This window comes from Desulfoplanes sp. PS50 (assembly GCF_053851535.1).
Genome location: NZ_JBSPZA010000019.1, coordinates 42,871 through 63,174 on the forward strand (window position 1 = coordinate 42,871; position 20,304 = coordinate 63,174).

General features: G+C 54.4%; 17 protein-coding genes, 1 tRNA gene and 1 pseudogene. 9 read left to right on the forward strand and 10 right to left on the reverse strand.

Translation table 11 applies throughout. The features are described from left to right. Nucleotides 1–263 precede the first annotated feature (263 nt). Entirely contained in the window at nt 264–587 is a 324-nt protein-coding gene (locus tag ACTVJH_RS09705; RefSeq protein ID WP_455989842.1) for a hypothetical protein, read from the forward strand. Nucleotides 588–771: 184 nt separating this feature from the next. Here the strand turns inward: ACTVJH_RS09705 and ACTVJH_RS09710 are convergent, their stop codons facing one another. Together ACTVJH_RS09710 and ACTVJH_RS09715 are read right to left on the reverse strand one after the other, a co-directional pair. Then, on the reverse strand, nt 772–2,220 hold the full coding sequence (locus tag ACTVJH_RS09710; protein ID WP_455989844.1) for a response regulator: 1,449 nt from the start codon (nt 2,218–2,220) through the stop codon (nt 772–774). A gap of 34 nt (nt 2,221–2,254) precedes the next feature. Further along, entirely contained in the window at nt 2,255–3,658 is a 1,404-nt protein-coding gene (locus tag ACTVJH_RS09715; protein ID WP_455989846.1) for an ATP-binding protein, read from the reverse strand. 171 nt (nt 3,659–3,829) lie between these two features. Between ACTVJH_RS09715 and ACTVJH_RS09720 the strand changes: the two genes are divergently transcribed. The 7 genes and pseudogenes from ACTVJH_RS09720 to ACTVJH_RS09750 all read left to right on the forward strand — a co-directional run bounded on the left by ACTVJH_RS09720 (nt 3,830) and on the right by ACTVJH_RS09750 (nt 10,316). Then, nucleotides 3,830–5,008 (forward strand): TraB/GumN family protein, encoded by a 1,179-nt coding sequence (locus tag ACTVJH_RS09720; RefSeq protein ID WP_455989848.1) that lies wholly within the window; start codon nt 3,830–3,832, stop codon nt 5,006–5,008. Between the two features lie 63 nt (nt 5,009–5,071). Continuing rightward, a tRNA-His gene (locus tag ACTVJH_RS09725) sits at nt 5,072–5,147 on the forward strand. 183 nt (nt 5,148–5,330) lie between these two features. Then, on the forward strand, nt 5,331–6,584 hold the full coding sequence (murA, locus tag ACTVJH_RS09730) for a UDP-N-acetylglucosamine 1-carboxyvinyltransferase (protein WP_455989850.1): 1,254 nt from the start codon (nt 5,331–5,333) through the stop codon (nt 6,582–6,584). A gap of 73 nt (nt 6,585–6,657) precedes the next feature. After that, nucleotides 6,658–7,401 (forward strand): glutamine ABC transporter substrate-binding protein GlnH, encoded by a 744-nt coding sequence (glnH, locus tag ACTVJH_RS09735; RefSeq protein WP_455989852.1) that lies wholly within the window; start codon nt 6,658–6,660, stop codon nt 7,399–7,401. A gap of 152 nt (nt 7,402–7,553) precedes the next feature. Beyond that, nucleotides 7,554–8,226 (forward strand): annotated as a pseudogene (locus ACTVJH_RS09740) (ABC transporter permease subunit). Between the two features lie 111 nt (nt 8,227–8,337). Further along, complete coding sequence (locus tag ACTVJH_RS09745) at nt 8,338–9,066, forward strand: amino acid ABC transporter ATP-binding protein (RefSeq protein ID WP_455989854.1); 729 nt, start codon at nt 8,338–8,340, stop codon at nt 9,064–9,066. 380 nt (nt 9,067–9,446) lie between these two features. Beyond that, complete coding sequence (locus ACTVJH_RS09750) at nt 9,447–10,316, forward strand: EamA family transporter (RefSeq protein WP_455989856.1); 870 nt, start codon at nt 9,447–9,449, stop codon at nt 10,314–10,316. A gap of 129 nt (nt 10,317–10,445) precedes the next feature. Here ACTVJH_RS09750 and ACTVJH_RS09755 read toward each other — a convergent pair whose 3' ends face one another. From ACTVJH_RS09755 to hybA, 5 genes are all read right to left on the reverse strand, one after another. Next, nucleotides 10,446–10,679 (reverse strand): hypothetical protein, encoded by a 234-nt coding sequence (locus ACTVJH_RS09755; protein WP_455989858.1) that lies wholly within the window; start codon nt 10,677–10,679, stop codon nt 10,446–10,448. A gap of 70 nt (nt 10,680–10,749) precedes the next feature. Then, entirely contained in the window at nt 10,750–12,048 is a 1,299-nt protein-coding gene (locus tag ACTVJH_RS09760) for a tetrathionate reductase family octaheme c-type cytochrome (RefSeq protein WP_455989886.1), read from the reverse strand. Further along, a complete protein-coding gene (locus ACTVJH_RS09765; RefSeq protein ID WP_455989860.1) occupies nt 12,049–12,834 on the reverse strand; it encodes a cytochrome c3 family protein in 786 nt (261 codons plus the stop codon). Beyond that, nucleotides 12,831–13,994 (reverse strand): NrfD/PsrC family molybdoenzyme membrane anchor subunit, encoded by a 1,164-nt coding sequence (gene nrfD / locus ACTVJH_RS09770; protein WP_455989862.1) that lies wholly within the window; start codon nt 13,992–13,994, stop codon nt 12,831–12,833. The genes ACTVJH_RS09765 and nrfD overlap by 4 nt, the downstream gene beginning before the upstream one ends. Then, entirely contained in the window at nt 13,991–14,905 is a 915-nt protein-coding gene (hybA, locus tag ACTVJH_RS09775; protein ID WP_455989864.1) for a hydrogenase 2 operon protein HybA, read from the reverse strand. The genes nrfD and hybA overlap by 4 nt, the downstream gene beginning before the upstream one ends. Nucleotides 14,906–15,049: 144 nt before the next feature. Here hybA and ACTVJH_RS09780 point away from each other — a divergent pair, with 144 nt between their 5' ends. Further along, nucleotides 15,050–16,159 (forward strand): aminotransferase class I/II-fold pyridoxal phosphate-dependent enzyme, encoded by a 1,110-nt coding sequence (locus tag ACTVJH_RS09780; protein ID WP_455989866.1) that lies wholly within the window; start codon nt 15,050–15,052, stop codon nt 16,157–16,159. Between the two features lie 58 nt (nt 16,160–16,217). On the opposite strand, the gene recQ is transcribed toward ACTVJH_RS09780, so the two are convergent. From recQ to ACTVJH_RS09795, 3 genes are all read right to left on the reverse strand, one after another. Continuing rightward, nucleotides 16,218–18,437 carry a DNA helicase RecQ gene (gene recQ, locus ACTVJH_RS09785; protein WP_455989868.1) on the reverse strand — a complete coding sequence of 740 codons (2,220 nt, stop codon included), beginning with the start codon at nt 18,435–18,437 and terminating at the stop codon, nt 16,218–16,220. A gap of 32 nt (nt 18,438–18,469) precedes the next feature. After that, nucleotides 18,470–19,270 carry a 4Fe-4S binding protein gene (locus ACTVJH_RS09790; RefSeq protein WP_455989870.1) on the reverse strand — a complete coding sequence of 267 codons (801 nt, stop codon included), beginning with the start codon at nt 19,268–19,270 and terminating at the stop codon, nt 18,470–18,472. A 163-nt stretch (nt 19,271–19,433) separates the two neighbouring features. Continuing rightward, nucleotides 19,434–20,225 carry a J domain-containing protein gene (locus ACTVJH_RS09795; protein ID WP_455989872.1) on the reverse strand — a complete coding sequence of 264 codons (792 nt, stop codon included), beginning with the start codon at nt 20,223–20,225 and terminating at the stop codon, nt 19,434–19,436. Nucleotides 20,226–20,304 lie beyond the last annotated feature (79 nt).

Here is a 20,304-nt window from a genome sequence, read left to right on the forward strand (position 1 = left end):
TCCTGTTTTTTAGAAACATGTCCGATACGCGAAGGATTGTCTTTTTCAGACACCGTGTTCGGCTTTGACGGCAAGATGTGCCGGAGGTGTAATGAGTATTTGGATATTGACCCTGTGCGGCTTTGTTGTAGGAGGGCTGATTGCCTTTGCCCTGTACAAGAATATAAATGGAAATTGGTAGCAAAAAGAAAATCGGTTGGATCTGATGGGAGAAAGTCCGTCAGGGACTCGGGAAATACTGATTGAGGTGTAAGGAGAGACGCGTGGCAACGAGTGAAGAGACCAGAAAATTCAAGTTCATGAATGACGAGATCGAAGGATATCTTTTTGATATGAGACGGGCCATGGATATCTATGAAGGATTGGTTCGCCGGGAAAGTCCTGAATCAGCGGGCAAGGTCCGGAAACAATTTGATACGGTCATGCAGCGAATCCAGGAATTGCAGGCGGCCGGCAGTACCATGGACCTTCCCGAGGGGCTGGAACCACTCAAAGAGGCCGTGGCCCTGTGCAGGGATTCTCTCAAGCGGGTCGAGGTCGGGGTGAATCAGTTTTCCCAGACAGAGATTCATGTGGAGAGGCATTGAGTCGGCTGAACCCGGACATCATGGTTTCACAGCCAAAAACGCGGCTGTCTTGAAGATTCAAGGCAGCCGCGTTTTTGGCTGTGAGCCTTAGTACCTTACTCAAAAAGTTCTGTTATAAAAAACAAGAAAATTCTATAACCGATTGAACCTAAAACCTAAAACTTAAAACTGCGGCTTGGCCGCATTAGAATCCATCCTGCATCCCTTCCTGGCCATGCTTGAAGATCTTGGGCAGGGTAATGGTCACGGAAGTGGCATCGACTTCCTGCTTGATGGAGAGATATCCCCCGATATTCTTGACCAGCCGGTAGGTCGCAGCCATGGTGTTGTCCTGTTTTTGTTCAAAGGGGATCAGGCTCAACCCCGGACGTTTGAGCTCCTGGAGGACCGGGGTAATGAGCAGTTCCATGCACACATGCTGACTGGTTGCATAGGAGGCAAACCGGATCCGTCCGTCTTGAGCCAGGGGAACGAGCTGGGTGAGCAGACTGATAAAGCTCTGCCTGATGGTGTTTTCATCGGACATGATCGCGGGGATGGATTCGGCAAGATCCAGGGCATGAGCGACATGGTATTTTTCAAAGAGTTCCTTGAGCATGCCGATGGAAAACATGAGCAGGTCGTTGATCTGACAGGGGGCGGGTGAAAAAGGTACCGGCCGGATGTAGCTGTCCACATTGGCCAGGAGTTCCTCGAGCTTTTTGGCCTCGCTCAGGACGATTTCGGCCTCTTGGATGTCAGGATGCTTGTTGTGCAGGATACGCGCGAACCCTCCCAGCGACATGAGGGGATTGCGGAATTGGTGGGCGATTTCTGAGGACATGGCGCCCAGGAGATTGAGTTTTTCACGTTGTACCAGAACCTCTTGGAGAAAATGGTGCTCGGTGACATCCATGAGCACCCCCTCGATGCGACGGATTTTTTGGGGATCCTCGGAACTTGAAAGGACGATGGATCGGGCCTGGAGATGGATGAAATACCCCTGTCTGTGCCTGAACCGGAACTCCAGGGAAAAGGGGGTGTTCGACTCCTTGAAGCAGGTTTTAAAGGACCGGGCGATTTCCTTGCGGTCTTCCTTGGGGATGCGTTTGAAAAAAAGTCCCCGGTTTTCCATGAGTTCGCTGTCTTTGAAGCCGAGAATGACCTGAGACGCCTGGTTGATGAAATCGATGGAAAAATCCTTGCGCAGGGCAAAGATGACGATGGGCAGATTCTGGATGAGTTGACTGTAACGTTTCTCGGCCTGTTCGACCTGTTCCTTGAGATCTTTTTTCTCCAGGGCATTGAGGATGGTCGCCTTGAGAATGTCCATGCTGAGAATCGGTTTGGTCACATAATCCCATGCCCCGGCCTTGAACGCTGAAATGGCATCTCTGATATCGTTTCGTCCGGAAACAACGATCACGGGAGTGTCGGGATCCTGCTGTCTGATAGCATTGAGAACGGCCAGCCCGTTCATCCCAGGCATGGTCAGATCCAGCAGGACCATGTCGGGGTGTTTGCGATTGAATGTTTCAATACCCTTTTGGCCGTTGGATGCTGTCAGGGGGATGAACCCGTTGTCCTCGAGCCATTCGGCCATGGTTTCCCGGATGATATCGTCATCTTCTATGGTCAGTACGGTATGTTTCATATCCTGCTCCCCGGTCTCGTGTCCTCTGATCGCCTCAATCGGCGCAGGGGAGGATGATATAGAAATTGTTACCCATTTCAGTGGGTTCGTATCCCGCTGTGCCGCCGTGCAATTCGACGATCTGTTTGACAAAGAAGAGCCCGTGTCCGGATCCGGGTTCATTCCGGGTGGCCTTGCACCGGAAACTGGACTCAAAGAGCCAGCTGCGTTCTTCCTCGGGAATATGTGGACCCGTGGAGAAGACATTGGGTTTGATGGCGTCCTTTCCCGGACCGAAATAGTCAGGAAGTTTTTCCCACCCATAGGAGACGAATTTGTGGGATTTGCCATCCGGCCCGATGACCTCACGGGTATATTTGGCGGCATTGGAGAAAAGATTGGCAAAGACCTGACTCAACAGCCCGATGTCGGCCACGAGTGTGGTGTCCTCATCGGGAACGCCCCCGAGTTGGGTGTCCACGGTAATGTCTTTTTCCTCGAACTGGGGATGGAAATGTTCGAGCTGAGGGTCGATGATCTTTTTTTTGAAGTTGCAGGCCTGCTTGAGCAGAACATAGCGCCCTTTTTCAAAGTGGCTCCGTCTGAGCAACGTCTCCAGAAACAGGCTCGTTCTGGTGTAGTGGCTGTACATATCCCTGTAACGCTCCGTGAGCAGCTGAGCGCTTTTTTTCAGACCTCCCAGTGCCGTATCCAGATGACGGGGAGCTATTTCCTGGGTGCTGGATTCCAGTTCCGCGGTCAGATTTTGTAACCGTTTCTTGAGCTCGTCCAAATGCTCCTTGAACCGGTTGAAGAGAAGTTTGAAATACATGTTGGGCACGATGACATTGTGTCCAATGTCCTGGACCAGGCTTTTGATGAATCGCAGGTGTTCCTGGTTGGAGGAGCTCAGGATCTTGTTGTGGGTCTGGAAGCCGACCCGGTTGGCGTATTTCCCGAAGAAAAACCGCTCATGGTCGGTCAGGGGGCGAGGGGTGACCAGTTCGAGGATGCCGATGATATCCTTGTTTTTGGGGACAAAGGGAAGCTGGGCCGTGAGCATGTGTTTGCAGCGGATGGGGAGGATGAATCGGTTGCCCTGCTGCCAGGGAGTCCAGGAGAAGGGCTCGGGTTCCTGCCAGACTTCGGGGACGCATTGATCGCCAATGGTCGAACTTTTGACAAGGAACTCCCCCTCAGCGTTGAGTACATACAAAGAGGCATCGATCCCAAAGAGCTCCTTGGGGGTGGAAACCGCCAACGAGTAGAGATCCTCGAGGGAGTTGAACTCCTGAGCCAGGTCGAAAAAAATGGCCAGGGCGTGGATCTGTTCCCGGGTGAAATGGTAGTGTCTGTAATCGGCAATTTTTTGCCGGATCCGATCGTGAATCATTTCCAGGCGTTTTTTTTCCTGGGGATCGTTTATCTCTTTACAGAATGAAAGGCTTTGCATACGCATACCCCTTTCCTCGTGCGGGTGAGTGGATGCCTTGTTGGTTATCCGACATTGGTTGATGTTACAATCCCTTTTGGACATATTTCCAGGGCCGAACGCGACGAACAGGTCGTTTTTCACTCATCTCCCCTGTTTTTTCTTCACTTCACATCCCGGCTTGAGCCCACAATCATTATGGAATTTTCATCACCCAAATTGCCCGATGCATGTACGCATGTCCGGGCCAATGGCAAGGATATCTATCTTGTCGGCACCGCCCATGTCTCCAAAGAGAGCGTGGAAGACGTCAGGACAACCATCGGCGCAATCCAACCGGACACCGTTTGTGTCGAGCTCTGTGAACCCCGGTACAAGGCCATGGTCAGTCAGGATAACTGGCGGCGTATGGATATCTTCAAGGTTATCAAAGAGAAAAAGACCTTGTTCGTTCTCGCCCAGCTCATGCTCACCTCCTTTTACCGGAAGATCGGCGACAAGCTCGGGGTTCAGCCCGGAGCGGAGATGATGGAGGGGATCAAGCAGGCGGAACTGCTGGGAGCCCGCTTGGTGTGTGCGGATCGCAATGTGGAAATCACCTTGAAGCGGGTCTGGGGATATCTCGGTTTCATAAGCAAGATGAAGATGCTTTTTCAGCTTGTGGGGAGTATTTTCGTCAGTGATGCAATCGATGAAAAGACCATTGAAGAGATCAAACAGCAGGATCAGATGGAAGGGATGATGGCTTCTTTGGCGGCGTCCTTTCCCCAGGTGAAAAAGCGGCTCATCGATGAGCGGGACATCTATCTGGCCCAGAGAATCCGCAATGCCCCCGGAAATACCGTGGTCGGTGTCGTCGGTGCCGGCCATGTGCCCGGCATCCTCGAACACATCCAGGAAGATAAGGATCTTGCTCCCCTTGAGGAGCTTCCTCCCAAGGGACATACCGGAACGATCATCAAGTGGGTCATTCCCCTTCTCATTCTGCTCATCCTCGTTCTGGGGTTCTTCAAGGGTGGGGCTGAACACTCCATGGAGTCCGTATATATATGGTTTCTGGTCAATGGTTTTTTTTCAGCAGCCGGAACCGCTCTGGCACTGGCCAATCCCCTGACCATTGCGGCCACCTTTGTTGCAGCCCCGTTAACCAGCATGAATCCCATGATCGCTGCCGGCTGGGTGGCCGGTCTGGTTCAGGCGTGGGTCAAGAAACCCACGGTTGCAGATCTCGAGGATATCCCTCGGGCCATTGGTTCCATCAAGGGGTTCTGGAAAAATCCTGTTTGTCGGATTCTCCTGGTTGTGGTGCTGGCCAACTTGGGCAGCACCCTGGGGACATTTGTCGCCGGAAGCTGGATCACGGCCCGGATTTTTTGATCGGACGTTAAAAAATCCTTGACCGGCGGGCATGATTTCTATAGACACGCATTTCTTCAGACGGTGGATGTAGCTCAGTTGGTAGAGCTCCTGGTTGTGGCCCAGGCGGCCGCGTGTTCAAGTCACGTCATCCACCCCAAGAATACAAGGACCTGTGCTGACAAGCACAGGTCTTTTTTATTGTCCCCGCTTCGGCGGGGACAGCGAGGAACTTTGCAGGCGGATCATTTAATAAATGACTTTCAATGAATTTTGGAGTACAGAATTGACCTTTGCTGACGCTTTCAAAACCCCAGATTTCAACAATTTCGAGGCAGTTTCCATGGATCAACTAGTCATAGAAGGCGGGTATCCCCTCTTCGGGGAGGTGGCTATCAGCGGGGCGAAAAACGCAGCCCTGCCCATTCTCCTCGCCTCGATCCTGTGTGAAGGCGATGTGCATCTGACTCAGGTCCCTGTATTACGCGACATCACCACGACGATCAGGCTTCTTGCTGTCTTGGGGTGCACGACCGAGCAGGAGGGAAACCGGGTCATGGTCCGGCCGGGAGATCTCGTTCCAGAGGCCCCGTATGATCTGGTTCGGACCATGCGCGCATCGGTGCTCTGTCTGGGACCGCTGCTCAGCAGGCTGGGGCATGCCAAGGTGGCATTGCCGGGTGGATGCGCCATTGGTGCCCGCCCCGTTGATCTGCATCTGCGGGCCCTGGAAAAGATGGGGGCGCGGTTTGAACTCGAAGGGGGCGATATCACCGGATATTGCAACCGACTGCATGGGGCGCGTATACATTTCGACTTCCCGACCGTTGGAGGAACGGAAAATCTGCTCATGGCCGCTACCCTGGCTGAGGGGGAAACCGTTCTTGAAAATGCGGCCAGGGAGCCCGAGGTGGTCGATTTGGCCCGTTTTCTCATCGCCTGTGGTGCACGCATCGAAGGGCACGGGACAAGTGTGATCACGATCCAGGGGGTGGACCGGGTCACGGGCTGTTCCTACCAGGTGATGTCCGATCGCATCGAGGCCGGAACCTATATGGTTGCGGCCGGGATTACCGGGGGGGAGCTTTCCCTTGCCCAGTGTCCGCTAACCGAACTCGAGCCCGTGGTTGTCAAGCTGCGCGAAATGGGCATGCACATCGAGGCGGTTGGTGACCGCGTGGTTGTTCGGGGAACCGACGGCCTGCGCTGCGTGGATCTTGAAACCATGCCTCATCCAGGTTTTCCCACAGATATGCAGGCCCAGATCATGGCCCTGATGGCCCTTGCAAAAGGCTCGGGAATGATCAAAGAGAATATCTTCGAGAATCGATTCATGCATGTGCTCGAATTGGTCAGGCTGGGTGCAGACATCAAACTTTCAGGGAAAAATGCGTTTATCCGGGGCGTGGATCGTCTTGACGGGGCCCCTGTCATGGCATCGGATCTTCGGGCCAGTGCCTCGCTCGTTCTTGCCGGACTTGCCGCCAAGGGTACGACCACGGTACGTCGTATCTACCATCTCGATCGAGGCTACGAGACCATGGACAGCAAACTCTCCCGGGTGGGCGCCCACATCAGACGTGAACAACAGACGTAGTCATCGGTATCTTCCCAAAAAAGATGCTGTTTAATTGTCAACCGATATCATTCACAATCATGGAGGAGAAAAGATGAAACGAATTGCCGTTGTCTTGCTCGCCGGGCTCATGCTCTGCTGTCTGTCCGGAAATGCTGTGGCCAAGAAGCTCGTGGTCGCCTGTGATACCGCGTTCATGCCCTTCGAATACAAGGATACCAAGACCGGGGAATATGTGGGTTTTGACATCGATCTCTGGGATGCCGTTGCCAAGGATCTCGGCCTGGAGTACGAGCTGCAGCCCATGGCCTTCAACGGGATCGTTCCCGCCCTGCAGACAGGGAACGTGGATGTCGGTATCGCCGGGATGACCATCAAGTCCCAGCGCATGGAAGTCATTGATTTCGCCTATCCCTACTATCAGTCCGGTCTGCGTATACTGGTTCGAAGCGACAACACGGATATCAAGAGCGCCGAGGATCTGAAGGACAAGATTGTCGCCACCAAGATCGGCACCAGCAGTGTTGATTTTGTCAAACCATACACCACCAAGCCTATCCGCAAGTTTCAGGACCAGGATGCGGCATTCATGGAGCTGAGAAGCGGTGGCGCTGACGCGGTTGTTTTCGACAAGCCTGTTGTCGAATATTATGCCAAGGATGCCGGCAAAGGTGCGGTCAAGGTTGTCGGTCCTGTTTATGCCGGCCAGTACTATGGAATCGGTTTTCCTCAGGGTTCCCCGTTGCGCAAGAAGGTCAGCATTTCCATTCTCAAGCTGATGGAGTCGGGTGAATACGCCAAGATTTACAAGAAGTGGTTTGGTATCGAGCCTCTCTAAGCGACGGCTGCCGGACCTGCGAGGCGTGAAGTGTGAGACACCATGTTGCACCCGTCTTCCCACTTCACGCTTCGTTTTTTACATTGAGTTCTCGAGCTCACCCTTGTCTTTTTATACATGATGTCAACGCCAAGTACGAATCAAGGATCGTCATGGGTAATTTTCAATTCAAGTTCGACGCGATCTGGGAAGCCATTCCCATCCTCCTGCAAGGGGTTCAGCTGACCATCCTTATCACCCTTGTGGGATTGCTTTTTGGATTCATCCTCGGTGCCATGGCCGGACTGTTCAGGATCTCGCGAAGCTGGTGTCTGCAGAAGCTGGCCGGCACCTATATCGAGACCATCCGGGGAACACCGCTCATCGTTCAGGTCATGTTTCTCTATTTCGGTCTTCCCCTGGTTCTGGGCATGCGCATTCCTCCCCTGACCGCAGGTATCGTGGCCATCGCGGTAAACGCTGGAGCCTATATCGCGGAAATCGTCCGAGGAGCAGTCCAGTCCATCAATATCGGTCAATATGAAGCCGGTCGTTCCATCGGGCTGACCCGGGGGCAGACCATGGCCTTTGTCATCTGGCCCCAGGCCTTCAAGCGGATGATTCCCCCCCCTGGGAAATCAGTTTATCATCAGTCTCAAGGACACCTCGCTTCTCGTGGTCATCGGAGTCGGCGAACTGACCCGCAGTGGTCAGGAAATCATCGCCACCAATTTCAGGTCGTTTGAGATCTGGTTGACTGTAGCCATCATGTATCTCGTCCTGACAATGACCATTTCCAAGATTCTCGCTGTGGTGGAAGACAAGCTGGTCTTTTCCAGGCGATAGCGGGCAGATCAACATGTGCTTTGGGCGGCATTTATTTTGTGACCAGAAGCAGAAAGGATTGCAAACGGCCGCCTGTCATCACGACAGGCGGGGAACACAGGCAGGGCTTTTATGGTACGCATTGAAAATCTCATAAAACGGTTTGGTGAACAGGAAGTGCTTCACGGGATCGATCTTCATGTTCAGTCCGGTGAGGTGGTTGTGATCATCGGACCGAGTGGATCAGGGAAGAGTACGCTGCTTCGGTGCGTCAATCGGCTCGAGGACATCACCGGTGGTCGGGTTGTCGTGGATGGACAGGATCTCACGAACAAGTCCACGAACATGAATCAGGTTCGGGCCGAGGCCGGGATGGTCTTCCAGCAGTTCAACCTGTTTCCGCATATGACCGTGCTCAAAAACGTGACCCTGGGGCCGAGCAAGGTCCGGAAGCTGGGTCGGGAAGAGGCCAAGATCCTGGGCATGAAGCTCCTCAAAAAGGTCGGTCTGGTCGACAAGGCCGATGTCTACCCGGACAGGTTGAGCGGTGGTCAGAAGCAGCGTGTGGCCATTGCCCGGTCCCTGGCCATGAATCCCAAGCTGATTCTTTTTGACGAACCTACCAGTGCCCTGGATCCGGAACTCGTGGGCGAGGTTTTGGATGTCATGAAAGATCTGGCCAAAGAGGGAATGACCATGCTTGTGGTCACTCATGAGATGAATTTTGCCAAGGATGTGGCCGACAGGGTTATTTTTATGGATGACGGCCGGGTCGTCGAGGAAAACGATCCCGAACAATTTTTCGCCAATCCCCAGAATGAAAGGACCAGGGAATTTCTGGGCAAGGTTGAGGATCATTAAGGGAGAAGGGAAAAAGGGAGAAGGGAGGAGGGAGACGGGAGGCAGGAAAAGCGAGGTTGCGAGGTTAGCAGACCTTATGCAGAGCTGAAGGGGAGAGAAGTGCTCAGTGCGCAGTACGCAGTGCGCAGGAAAGGCAGTGCCCGTTGTGACATTGCCGTTATCTCGGGCTTCTTCGGGGTGACGGTGAGAACAATCCCGCTTGAAATTTTATTTCGACCTCGGACCTCGCGTTTCTATTCTGTCTGCTCTGCATATGAGCCGCTAAGGCTTAGTGCGTTCGCTTTTCTGTCTCCTGTCTCCCGTCTCCCTCCTCCCTTCTCTTTCCACCGTTTCTTTTCAGGGCAGCCCCGGCTGCCTTTTTTCGTGGAGAATCAATAGATATGCTGGTGTCCTTACCCATGTTCGCCCTTGCCGGGCGGGTGCTCACCCTCGGGGTGGAACGGATCGTCGTTAAAAGAATGGGTTCGCGGGCCGATTCCTTTTGCTCCACCTTTTTATTCTTTTTTCTCGGGGCCCTGTTTCTGCTTCCGTTTGTCATGTTCCAACGGATCGATTCCTGGGTTTTTATTCCCAGGGCCCTGGTGAGCGGATTCTTTTATTCCGTGGCCTTTGTCTGTTATGTCCGGTCCCTGTCGCTGGAGGAGGCGTCGCTTGTCAGCCCGCTGTACAATTTCAACATTGTTTTTCTGGCGGTCATTGCGTTTATCTTTCTGGGCGAATCCCTGACCCTTTCCAAGGGAATCGGGTTGGCGCTTCTCCTGTACGGGGCCTCCCATCTGAATCGTTCTGCTGCACAAACGACCTCGTTTATCCAATCCATGCACGGACTGCTTCACAACACCGGCTGCCGGTTCATGATGATCGCTTCCCTGCTCATCGCCGTGGGCCGGGTCATTGACAAGAGCAATATCCAGGCAGCCTCCCCCCTTGTATACTGCTTCTTTCTTTACCTGATTATTTCCGGATACGTTTTTGTCTATGTGCTCATCAAGGGGCGAACCGGGGGTATTGTCAGGATCATGCGGGAACAGCCCTGGACGGCCATGGCCAGCGGGGCGATCAACGCCTATTCCTATCTCTTTTTGCTCGTGGCCATCACCACCATCGACGTCAGCGTTGCCGAACCCGTGTCCATGCTCGGGATGGTCGTGACCCTGCTGCTTTCCTGGCTGATTCTGGGTGAAGACGTGCGCAGGCGATGGTTCGCCGTCCTGGTCATGCTCGCCGGGGCCTGGGTCATGTTCGTGTAATGCGGTCAAGCCGCAGTTTTAGGTTTTAGGTTTTAAGTTTTAAGTTTTAGGTTCAAGCGGTTAGAGAATTTTCTTGTTTTTTATGGCAGACTTTCACGAGTAACTTACTAAAAAATCAGCAGGATGAATTTACGATTTCATGGAAGAGGTGATCAGCTCCCTGAGTCCGGTGAGTGTTCCTTTCCAGGTCGTTTGTTCGTCGAGCATGATGGCCACGATGATGTCCTTTTCCACGCTGACCTCAACGACCAGCTCCTGGTCGCCTATGGTGAAAACGGCCTCGCCCCATCGTTCCGCGGGCAGACCGGTGGTTTCACAATCATAATCCGTACGTGCCTCTGCCTTCATTCTCACTTCAGCCATAATGTGGGCTCCATGGTGTGCCCTGGGACCGCACGGATGCAGCCCCAGGGCCTTTTAATGTTTGCAGGTTCTATTCACAGGTTTCAGGGGCCTTTTGATATCCCAGGGGCAGTTTCTTGAACCGTCCCCCGCAGATGATGGGATCGCCTTTGTAGCCAAGGGCCTTGAAATCAAGGTAATCTGTCACCCCGATCAGATCTTTCACATCCCGACCCTGGGAGTACATGAACTGGAAGTTGGTCCCCTGGGTGGAGAGCTTCTTGAAGTCCACGTTCCGGTTGTCCTGATGACAGCGGCCACAGGTTACGTCGCCGCTGAGACTCTTGTGGCATTGGGCACAGGACAGGGCAAACTCCTTGGGACAGACCTCATGGTGGATCCCCCAGTACATATCCGTTTCCACCCATGCATATTCACCGCTGTAGTCCATGCCGGCCGCCTGCATTCCCAGGACAAAGGCTTTCTGCCAATTGCCCGTGGCCCAGAATCCTTCCTCGCCGAAAAGATGCGGCAGGAGAAAATAGCCGTTTTGTGCATCTGCGGCCTGAACGCCGCGCATGATTTTGAAGGGATAAATTTTGGAGCGCGGGTCTTTGATGGAACCGACCGGATAGGTGATGTGGTTGACCCCGTTGAAATCCACTTTATCACCCACCAGGATCCTCTCCATATATCCATTGTACCAGGCATATTCGGGTTTGGCGCTTTCCTCCCACTTGAATTCGCCCTTGTTCCATCTATAATCTTCCTTGCCGTATTTATCTTTTTTGGGGACCCGATCCTTGTCACCGGCCTTTGACCAATCCCAGAAAACCTTGGTTGGGGTGCATTTGGAATAGACCGGGGTGTGGCAGGTATTGCAGGACACGCTCTGGCAATGCCGGTTCAAATGGACATCCAGCAGGTCATCCCCGTAGTGGGGATTGTCCGTGTGACAGCTTTCACAGGTCTTGCTCCCCTCGGCCACGGCCACAGAAGAACTTCGACCGGGGATCTTGTGGTTGTTGGTCTTGTGGCATTCGGTGCAGCTGAAACCGTATCCGCCCATGTGAATATCGCAGTTGCGGTCGGGCCAGTTCAGGGTTTCCGACATGTCGGCGTGTTTGACGGCGTCACCCCCTCCACCACTGAAGTGGCATTCTCCGCAGGTTTGACGACTGGTATAGCCGACATTTTTGGCCACCATGACCAGGTCGACATCCTCGGCAGGCATTCCGGCTCCGGCGGGTGTCTTTTTGTATGTGCCCGTGGTGTCGTGACACACAAGGCAATCTATTCTGGTCTTGTCCGTGAAATCGAAGTTCTTGTCCTTCCATCCGTATCCGGCGTGACATGATGTGCAACGAGCCTCGTTGCTTTGAATGTTTATTCAGAAATTGTTGAGCGTTTTCTCGGATTTTCCGATCTGTATGCTCTTTTTGTGTTTAAGGGTATAGGGAGAAGGACCTTTCCAGAGCCAGTGAGCCGATTTGATCATATCGTTGCCCGCTTTTTCATGACATCGCAGACATTCCGCGGTCACCTGCATGGGGGTTGGATTCGCAGGCAGATTGATCCTGTCCGTATGGTTGACTTCATTTCTGAGATGACATCCCTGACAGCCCACCGGACCCTTGCCTTCCTCTTTGTGGCAGTCCATGCACGTGATGTGATAGGCGGCTTTGAGCCCGATCCGTTCCGGCATCCGGGGATCAAAGGATTCCTGGTGGCAGGCTGAACACCTCAGGGTTTCATCCAGTCTGGCTTGGTCATGGATTGCTTTCTCAGGTCGCGCATGATGGCAGAGGGTGCAATCCTTGACCGAAGCGGCATGTTTGGTGTGCATGAATCGCACGGGACGGTACATGTCCTCGGTTTTTTTGATGATCGGGCTGTCCAGCCAGAAATAGTTGTGCTTGATGTCGGCAATATCGAACCCCTCCTCAATGAATCGCTGACTGCGTACCCCCGGAGGTTCGATGACCACCTCCTTGACAAGGGGAATGATTTCCTTGGAGCGGGCAATGGCGGCGTCCTGATCCGGGGCTCTCCATTGGGTGTTGATCCCTGCTCCTACATGCTCGGACGGACCAGAAGGCTCTTCTTGCGCATGAACCGGCAGCCCCAGGGCCATCAGGATGACAAGGAGGGGTATGGTCAATATATATTGTTTCATGATTTCACCTCTCTTTTTTGGGCGCCTATCACCGGCAGCCAGGTGACCACGATCCGGTATAAAAACATGAGCGTGGCAATAAGGCCGACAGTCGTGGCTATTTCCGGAACAGAGGGAAAGTAGCTGGTATGGGTCACCGGTGCTTTGTAGGCCACAGTGAACACATTGATTCGATTGATGAGCACCCCGAGGACGATCATGGTCGCTGCGGAGAACAAAAGTCCTCGTGAATGGCGAACCCTGGGAGAGAGAAGCATCAGCCACGGCACAATGACTCCGAAGAGGACCTCGATGATGAACGCATTGGACTGGGCCGTGCCGTCGAGGAGATAGACATAGGTTCCCCTAACGATCATGTCCCCGATTTTAACGGCCATGTAGGTACCCAGCGTCAGGATGGTCCACCTGGACAACGGTCCGAGTATCTCCATTTCGGATTCGAGTTTCAGGGATTGTGTGGCCAGTCCCGTCTCGAAGATGACCATGGGGTAGCCCACGGAAAAGGCCGAGAGCAGAAAGAGCAGGGGTAGAAGCGGGGTGTACCAGAGAGGATGCACTTTGGTGGGTGCCAGGAGCATGAGCGTGCCCAGACTTGATTGATGCATGCAGGAGAGGACAACGCCCAGGATGATGAACACCCACATGGCAGGGGCAAGCATCCGGTCGAGGGAGGCGAGCAGTTTGAACCGTTTGCCGAATTGTTCGGCCACCACCGGAAAGAACTCGATGTAGAGCACGGTCAGATAGGCCATGACGCACATGGCCACTTCAAAAAGGGCGGAATTGAAATTCCAGTTGAACATGGGTTTCCAGATAGCCCAGGAACGGCCGATATCCAAAAAGACCCCAAAGGCCACAAAGGTATATCCGAGGGCGGCGGTCAGAAGTGCCGGACGGAGTACGGCTTCGTATTTGTGGCGTCCCAGGATGTGTGCCAGAAACGAGGTGGTGAAGCCTCCTGCTGCCAGGGCAACGCCCGAGGCCACGTCAACACCGATCCAGAGGCCCCATGGATTGCCATTGTCCAGGTTGGTGGCGTACCCGAGTCCGCCGATATATCTGGCCGCGATGCATACGAATCCGATGAGCATCAAAACGGCCAGGACAATCACGCCCGGCGTCCAGAAGGGCGTATGCATGGGTCTGGGAGTATGGCTCATGAGTTCACCTCCCCGTCATGTTTTTTATTCTTTCGACGCATGAGACATCCAAGCCCCACGAACAGGGTTACCGGAGCCCACATATATGTGTACACGGAATGCTGAATGGTTTCTGCCAATTTGGGGACGGGTTTGGTCGGCATGACAGGAAATCCGAGCTGTTCAAAGGGGTCGCCGGAGATATACAGCCAGCTCGTTCCCCCGACTTCGGTCTCGCCGAAAATATGGTCCACGTATCGGCTGGGATCATTGTCCAGCCTGGTGTGGGCGAGTTCAAGAAGGGTCGTGCGCCTGCCGAAGGTGATCGCCTCGACGGGACAGACCTCGGCACAGGCCGGTTTGCCGCCCTCTTTCTCGATCCGTTCGAAGCAGAAGGTGCATTTGCGGACCCGTGGAGTCAGGGGTTCGTCATATTCGTAGGCCGGAACCTCGAAGGGACAGGCGACCATGCAGTACCGACAGCCGATGCACTTGGTCACGTCGTAGTGCACGGTCCCGTTTTCCTTTTTGGACAGGGCGCCGGTGATGCACGCGGACACGCAGGCAGGATCCTGGCAGTGCATGCACTGGATCTTGACGAAGGTGGGAACCTGCCGTTCCTGATCGTCCACCTCCCCGGTGAAATATCGATTGACAACGGTAAAGGCATCCGCGTCCATCCGGCGGGTGGTGTTGAATACCGTGTAGTCCGTGAAGGATTTGTCAGGCTCGGGGAGTTTGTTGTAGGCATTGCATGCCTGTTCGCATTTGCGGCATCCCACGCACCGGGTGATGTCGACCAGGCAGCCGAAGGGGTCGGGAGGTGCCTTGGATTCCCAGGCCTGGGCTCCTGGTGGCTGCATGGTCTGGGATGCAACCGCGCCGCCGGCAGCCAGGGCGAGTTGGAAGAATCGTCTGCGTCCTAATTTCATCCTGCCCTCCTTACGGTATGGGTGAAAGAGGCCGGGAGCGTGGCAAGCGATTCTCCCGGTCTGCATGCAGCAGGTTTACAACGATATGTATCTGTATACAGTTTTGTTTTTGAAATCCAGTTTATCTTACGACAAGGAAACGCAATGAAACTCGAAGCCTTCAAGTTGGAACGTTATTTCGCCAGGTATGAATTCACGGCCCCGTATCTTTTGTGCACTTCGGATTGCGAGAGCATGACCCTGGATGAACTTCTGGCCCTGGAGCCCGGGGCCCGGGAGCGGTTCGGGGACCTCTGGCTCGGCTATACCGAATCCCTGGGAGATCCTGCCTTACGGGAAGCGATCGCCTCATTGTATACGGATATGAACTCGGATCAGGTGCTTGTTCATTCGGGGGCAGAAGAGGCCATCTTCAATTTCATGAATGTCGCCCTCAGCCCTGGGGACCATATCATTGTCCATGCTCCGTATTATCAATCCCTTGGTACGGTGGCCCAGGGAATCGGTGCCAGGGTCACTTTGTGGCAGGGAGATCCGGACAACGGCTGGGCCCTTGACCTGGAAACGCTCGAAGGCCTGGTGACTCCGCAAACCAGGGTGGTTGTTCTCAATGTGCCGCACAATCCCACCGGCTATCTGCCAACCAAAAAATTCATGCTCGAATTGTCCCGTCTTTCCGACAGGCACGGTTTTGTGGTCTTTTCCGATGAAGTTTATCGGGGTCTTGAACTGGATCCCGCAGACCGTTTGCCTGCGTTTGCCGACATCGATGCGCGGGGAATATCCCTGGGCGTCATGTCCAAGACCTACGGGCTGGCCGGGCTTCGCATCGGCTGGATCGCCACCCGAAACAGAAAGATTTTTGAGAAGATGGCCGCCTTCAAGGACTATACAAGCATCTGCAGCAGCGCACCCAGCGAGTTCTTATCCACCCTGGCCCTGCGCCATGCCACGAGCATCGGAAAGCGCAACCTGGGGATCATCCGTCATAATCTGGACCTGTTGGACGATTTTTTTGCCGAGCACAGGGAGCTGTTCGCCTGGTCGCGTCCCCGGGCCGGATCCATTGCATTTCCCGAGTTGCTTCAGGGAGATATCGATGCGTTATGTGCTGATCTGGTGGAAAAGGCAGGGGTTCTTCTTGTTCCAGGGACCATGTACGGGGAAGGGTACAACCATTTTCGCGTCGGGTTCGGGCGGAAGAATTTTTCAGAGGGGCTGGAACGGTTTCACGATTACCTGGTCGGGAAATGAGAAAGACGGTTGTCCCGCAGAGGCGCAGAGACGCGGAGAAAGGCGAAAAAGAGGGTGGTCAGCCCCCCATGTCCATGCGTACGCATTTGAGCACGCCGTAATCGTATTTTTTGTCCAGCGCCTCGAAAACCTGTCCAAGGGGGGCCACGCCGTGGCTTGTCAGATCGTCAAAAACTTTTTGGATCTGGGCGAGTTCATGATCGTCGAGGCCGGTGACCTCCTTGACGGAAATCTTCCCGAATTTCACGGCCTGGGCGAGGTGGCCTGTGATGGTCGAAGGTTTGAGGCTTCGTTTGTCGGCCACCTTGGTGATCGATCCAAGGTTTTGAAAAAGCTCCAGGGAGAGGGATTCGGTTTCGCTCAACCCCTGTTTTTCCTTTTGGGATGACCGGGTCGGTGCTGGTTCCGGGAGATCGGGAAGATCTGCGGGACGGCCGTGACGGGTAGCGTGTTCTGTCAGCACATCCAGGAAAACCTGTCCGTAGCGGGCCAGCTTGGCCTGGCCGATGCCGTAGAGCGATTCCATGTCGGCAATGGTTGTGGGTCGGTAGGTGACCATCTCCAGGAGGGTCTTGTCGGCAAAGACCGTGTAGGGAGGGACGTTTTGTTTGTCGGCAATATCGCGGCGCAGGCTGCGCAGGGAGTCCCAAAGGGTTTTGGATTCCTCGGTGCTCAAGTTGACTGCGGCTCGTGATCCGGAAGAGGCCTGGCGGTTTTTCCTGGGCGCGGGGGTTGGATCGATTCTGAATCGGACCGTTTCCTGGCCGCGCATAATGGCCCAGCTTTTGTCGTTCAGTTTGAGTGCCCCGTAGTTTTCCATGTCCACATACAGGGCACCTGCCGATGCCAGCTGTCGGTAGACCGAGGACCATCCTCTTTTGTCCAATTCCGTACCGATGCCGTATGTGGAAACCTTGTCGTGATCGAACTTGAGAACGGGTTGGGTCGCGTTTCCCAGAAGGACTTCAATGAGATGGGCCACGCCGAACCGCTGTCCCGTCCGGAATATGTTGGACAGGGCTTTTTGGGCGGCAACGGTTCCGTCCCAGGTTTCGACGGGATGCAGGCAATTATCGCAGTTGCCGCATTGTTCTGGATAGCTGTCTCCGAAATAGCCGAGCAGGGCCTTCCGTCGGCACGAGGCAGTTTCCAGAAACCCGAGCAGGGCCTCGAGCTTCTGCCATTCGATCCGTTGTCGTTCCTTGGTACGTGCGTTTGTCAGTACCAGACTGCGCATGGCGACAATATCCCCGAATCCATAGGTCATCCAGGCGTCTGCCGGCAGCCCGTCCCGTCCGGCGCGGCCGGTTTCCTGATAATATCCCTCCATGCTCCTGGGTGGTTCGAGATGAGCCACAAACCGGATATCCGCCTTGTCCACGCCCATGCCGAAGGCAATGGTCGCGACCATGATGACCCCGTCTTCGCGCATGAACCGTTCCTGGTTGGTGTGGCGGATGCCGGCATCCAGGCCTGCGTGATAGGGCAGGGCTGTCAGTCCCTTGGCCGCAAGCCAGGCAGCGGTCTGGTCCACCTTTTTTCGGCTGAAGCGATAGACAATGCCGGACTCACCGGGATGTTCGTCACGGATGAATCGGAGAAGCTGCTGATGGGCATTGTTCTTGGGAATGACCGTGTACCTGATGTTCGGGCGGTCGAATCCGGTGGCAAAGACGCGGGCTTCTGTGAGATGCAGATTTTTCTGGATATCTTTTTTGGTCGGCGTGTCCGCCGTGGCGGTCATGGCCAGCCTGGGGACCTGGGGGAACCGTTCTTTCAGGATGTCCAGTCGGGTGTATTCGGGGCGGAAATCATGTCCCCACTGGGAGACGCAATGGGCCTCGTCAATGGCGAACAGGGCGATTTCGCTTTGTTCCAGCAGGGAAAGGAACCGGTCGGTCAACAATCGTTCCGGAGCCACATATACGAGATCCAGGTGGCCGGCAGTGAGCTGGTTTTCAACCTCCATGGCCTCCTGGGGGATGAGGCTGGAATTGAGATAGGCCGCCTTGATCCCCATTTGCAAAAGTCCGGTGACCTGGTCCTGCATGAGGGCGATGAGTGGAGAGATGATGATCCCGGTTCCGGAGCGGACCATGGACGGAAGCTGGTAACACAGGGATTTGCCACCGCCTGTCGGCATGAGCACCAGGGCATCGTTGCCGCGTAGGACATGGGCAATGATCTCTTCCTGAAGATTGCGAAAGGTGCGGAACCCGAATGTGGCATTGAGGATTTCCCGGCATCGGGCCAGATTGTCTGTGGCAGGAGTCTGCATGGCGATAGGGAGGGTTGGGGTGAAGACGTCGATCAGAGAAAGAGTTCCGGTTCTTTGGGAACGGCGTGTTTGGTGTGCAGAAAGAGGTTGATTTCATGAATCTTGGCGACTTTCCACTGACGTGCCTGGGTGGGGCAGGCCCTGATGCAGGCACTGCAACGGATGCATCCCGAAACATCCGTGAGCACCTCGTCACCAACCTGGATGACCTGGGAGGGACAGACACGGGCACATTCCCCACACAGGATACAGAGATCCGGATCGGTCTCCGGAGCTATGGGCGCAGGCTGGACCCCGTCCTTGTAGGGACGGTTGCCTGGAAGAACGAGTTCTTCAAGGGTATCGAGGCTGGTCAATGCATCCAGTTTGGCAGCAATTTCACGGCCGAAATCTTCGGCTCTTTCAAGATCCGTTTCAGAGGGACGTCCCTTGGCAACAGGAAGATCTGGTGAAGAAAAGGAGTGTTCACCGATAAATGCCCCCCCCGCAACAGGCACGAAATCCAGTTCGTTGGCAATATCATACAATTCCAAAAGGGTGTCGTCATAATGGCGGTTGCCGTAAACAGCGATGATCACGGCCGGTCGTCCGTTTCCCCGGACATGGGCACGCAGCCGTTTGGCCGCCAACTCCGGGACCCGTCCCCCGTAGACCGGAACCCCTAAAATGGCCAATCCGCTTGAGGGGCTGCTGATGCCGGGCTCGTTTTTGGGAAAGGTCAGATCGGTCTTGATGGTTTGGGAGGCGCCAACCCCTCTGGCTATGGATTCGACAGTTGCCAGGGTGGTCTTGGTGGGAGAGAAGAAGATCAGTTCAGTGGGATTGTACAACATGATACGTCCTTGGTTTCAGGAAAGGGGATACAGGGTATGCAAAAGAGAGGCACAGCGTTCATGGCTGGGTCGATCGTTCTGCCTGGGAGCGTCCGATGGATCGCTTTTACAATTATGAGGACACCAGACAGACAATCTCGGTCTTGGTCCGAGCTCTTTTCGTTTATACCGCCAGAAAACGCAGGTACAAATCACCCTTGAGAGGGCCCAGGTTGCGGCCCTGCCCCTTGAGGCGGATGGGACGCCCAACAATGAAATTATGTGGAAGCCGCAGTTCTATGGACCGACTCTGCCTGCCTCTGCGGTCGATCTGTACCCGGATCTTGCTTCCTGGGCGTAATTGCTGGGCTTGCAGGCGGATGGTCTGGTGATCGTCGAGCTGCGAGCCAAACCATTTTTTGACCCCGGAAAAGAAACCGTCAGTGACATCCAGATCCAGGGAGCGCTTCCCCCAGGAGAGGCTGAGTTTTTTTTGCTGGACCCCGGTGATGGATTGCGTCTTTGAGGAGACAGATGGCTTGCGTGTTTTGATTTTTTCAAAAATGTCCTCAAAGACCTGCCTGGCAAAGGGATCGTTTAAAATATCCTTGAGCGTCTCTTCCTGCCTGGCGGCAAACCCTTTTTTGGACGCTGGATCCTGCCCTGATTTCTTTTGGAAATCCTGCGCGCGGGATTGTTGACCAGAAGACGTGCTTGTGGCTGTACCGGAGGATCGTGGCTGTGTTGTGGCTGCAGATTGTTTTTTTGGGGACTTCCTATTCTCCTTGGCAACAAGATACTGCTTGAGATGGACGTAGGCCTGGTTCAGGTCATGGAATTTTTTTGCCGCCTTTGGATCATTGGGATGAAGATCCGGATGGTATTCAAAGGCCCGTTTGCGAAAGGTGGACTTGACCGTATCCAGGTCGGTACCAAAACGCAGGCCAATGATTTTGTAAGCTTGTCGAAGATCCATAAAGGGGTGTCGGTAAAGGGTTGCCCGTGACTATTTCGGCCGGCCGAAGCAGTGGATGATGGGACCAGGCATGGAGAAA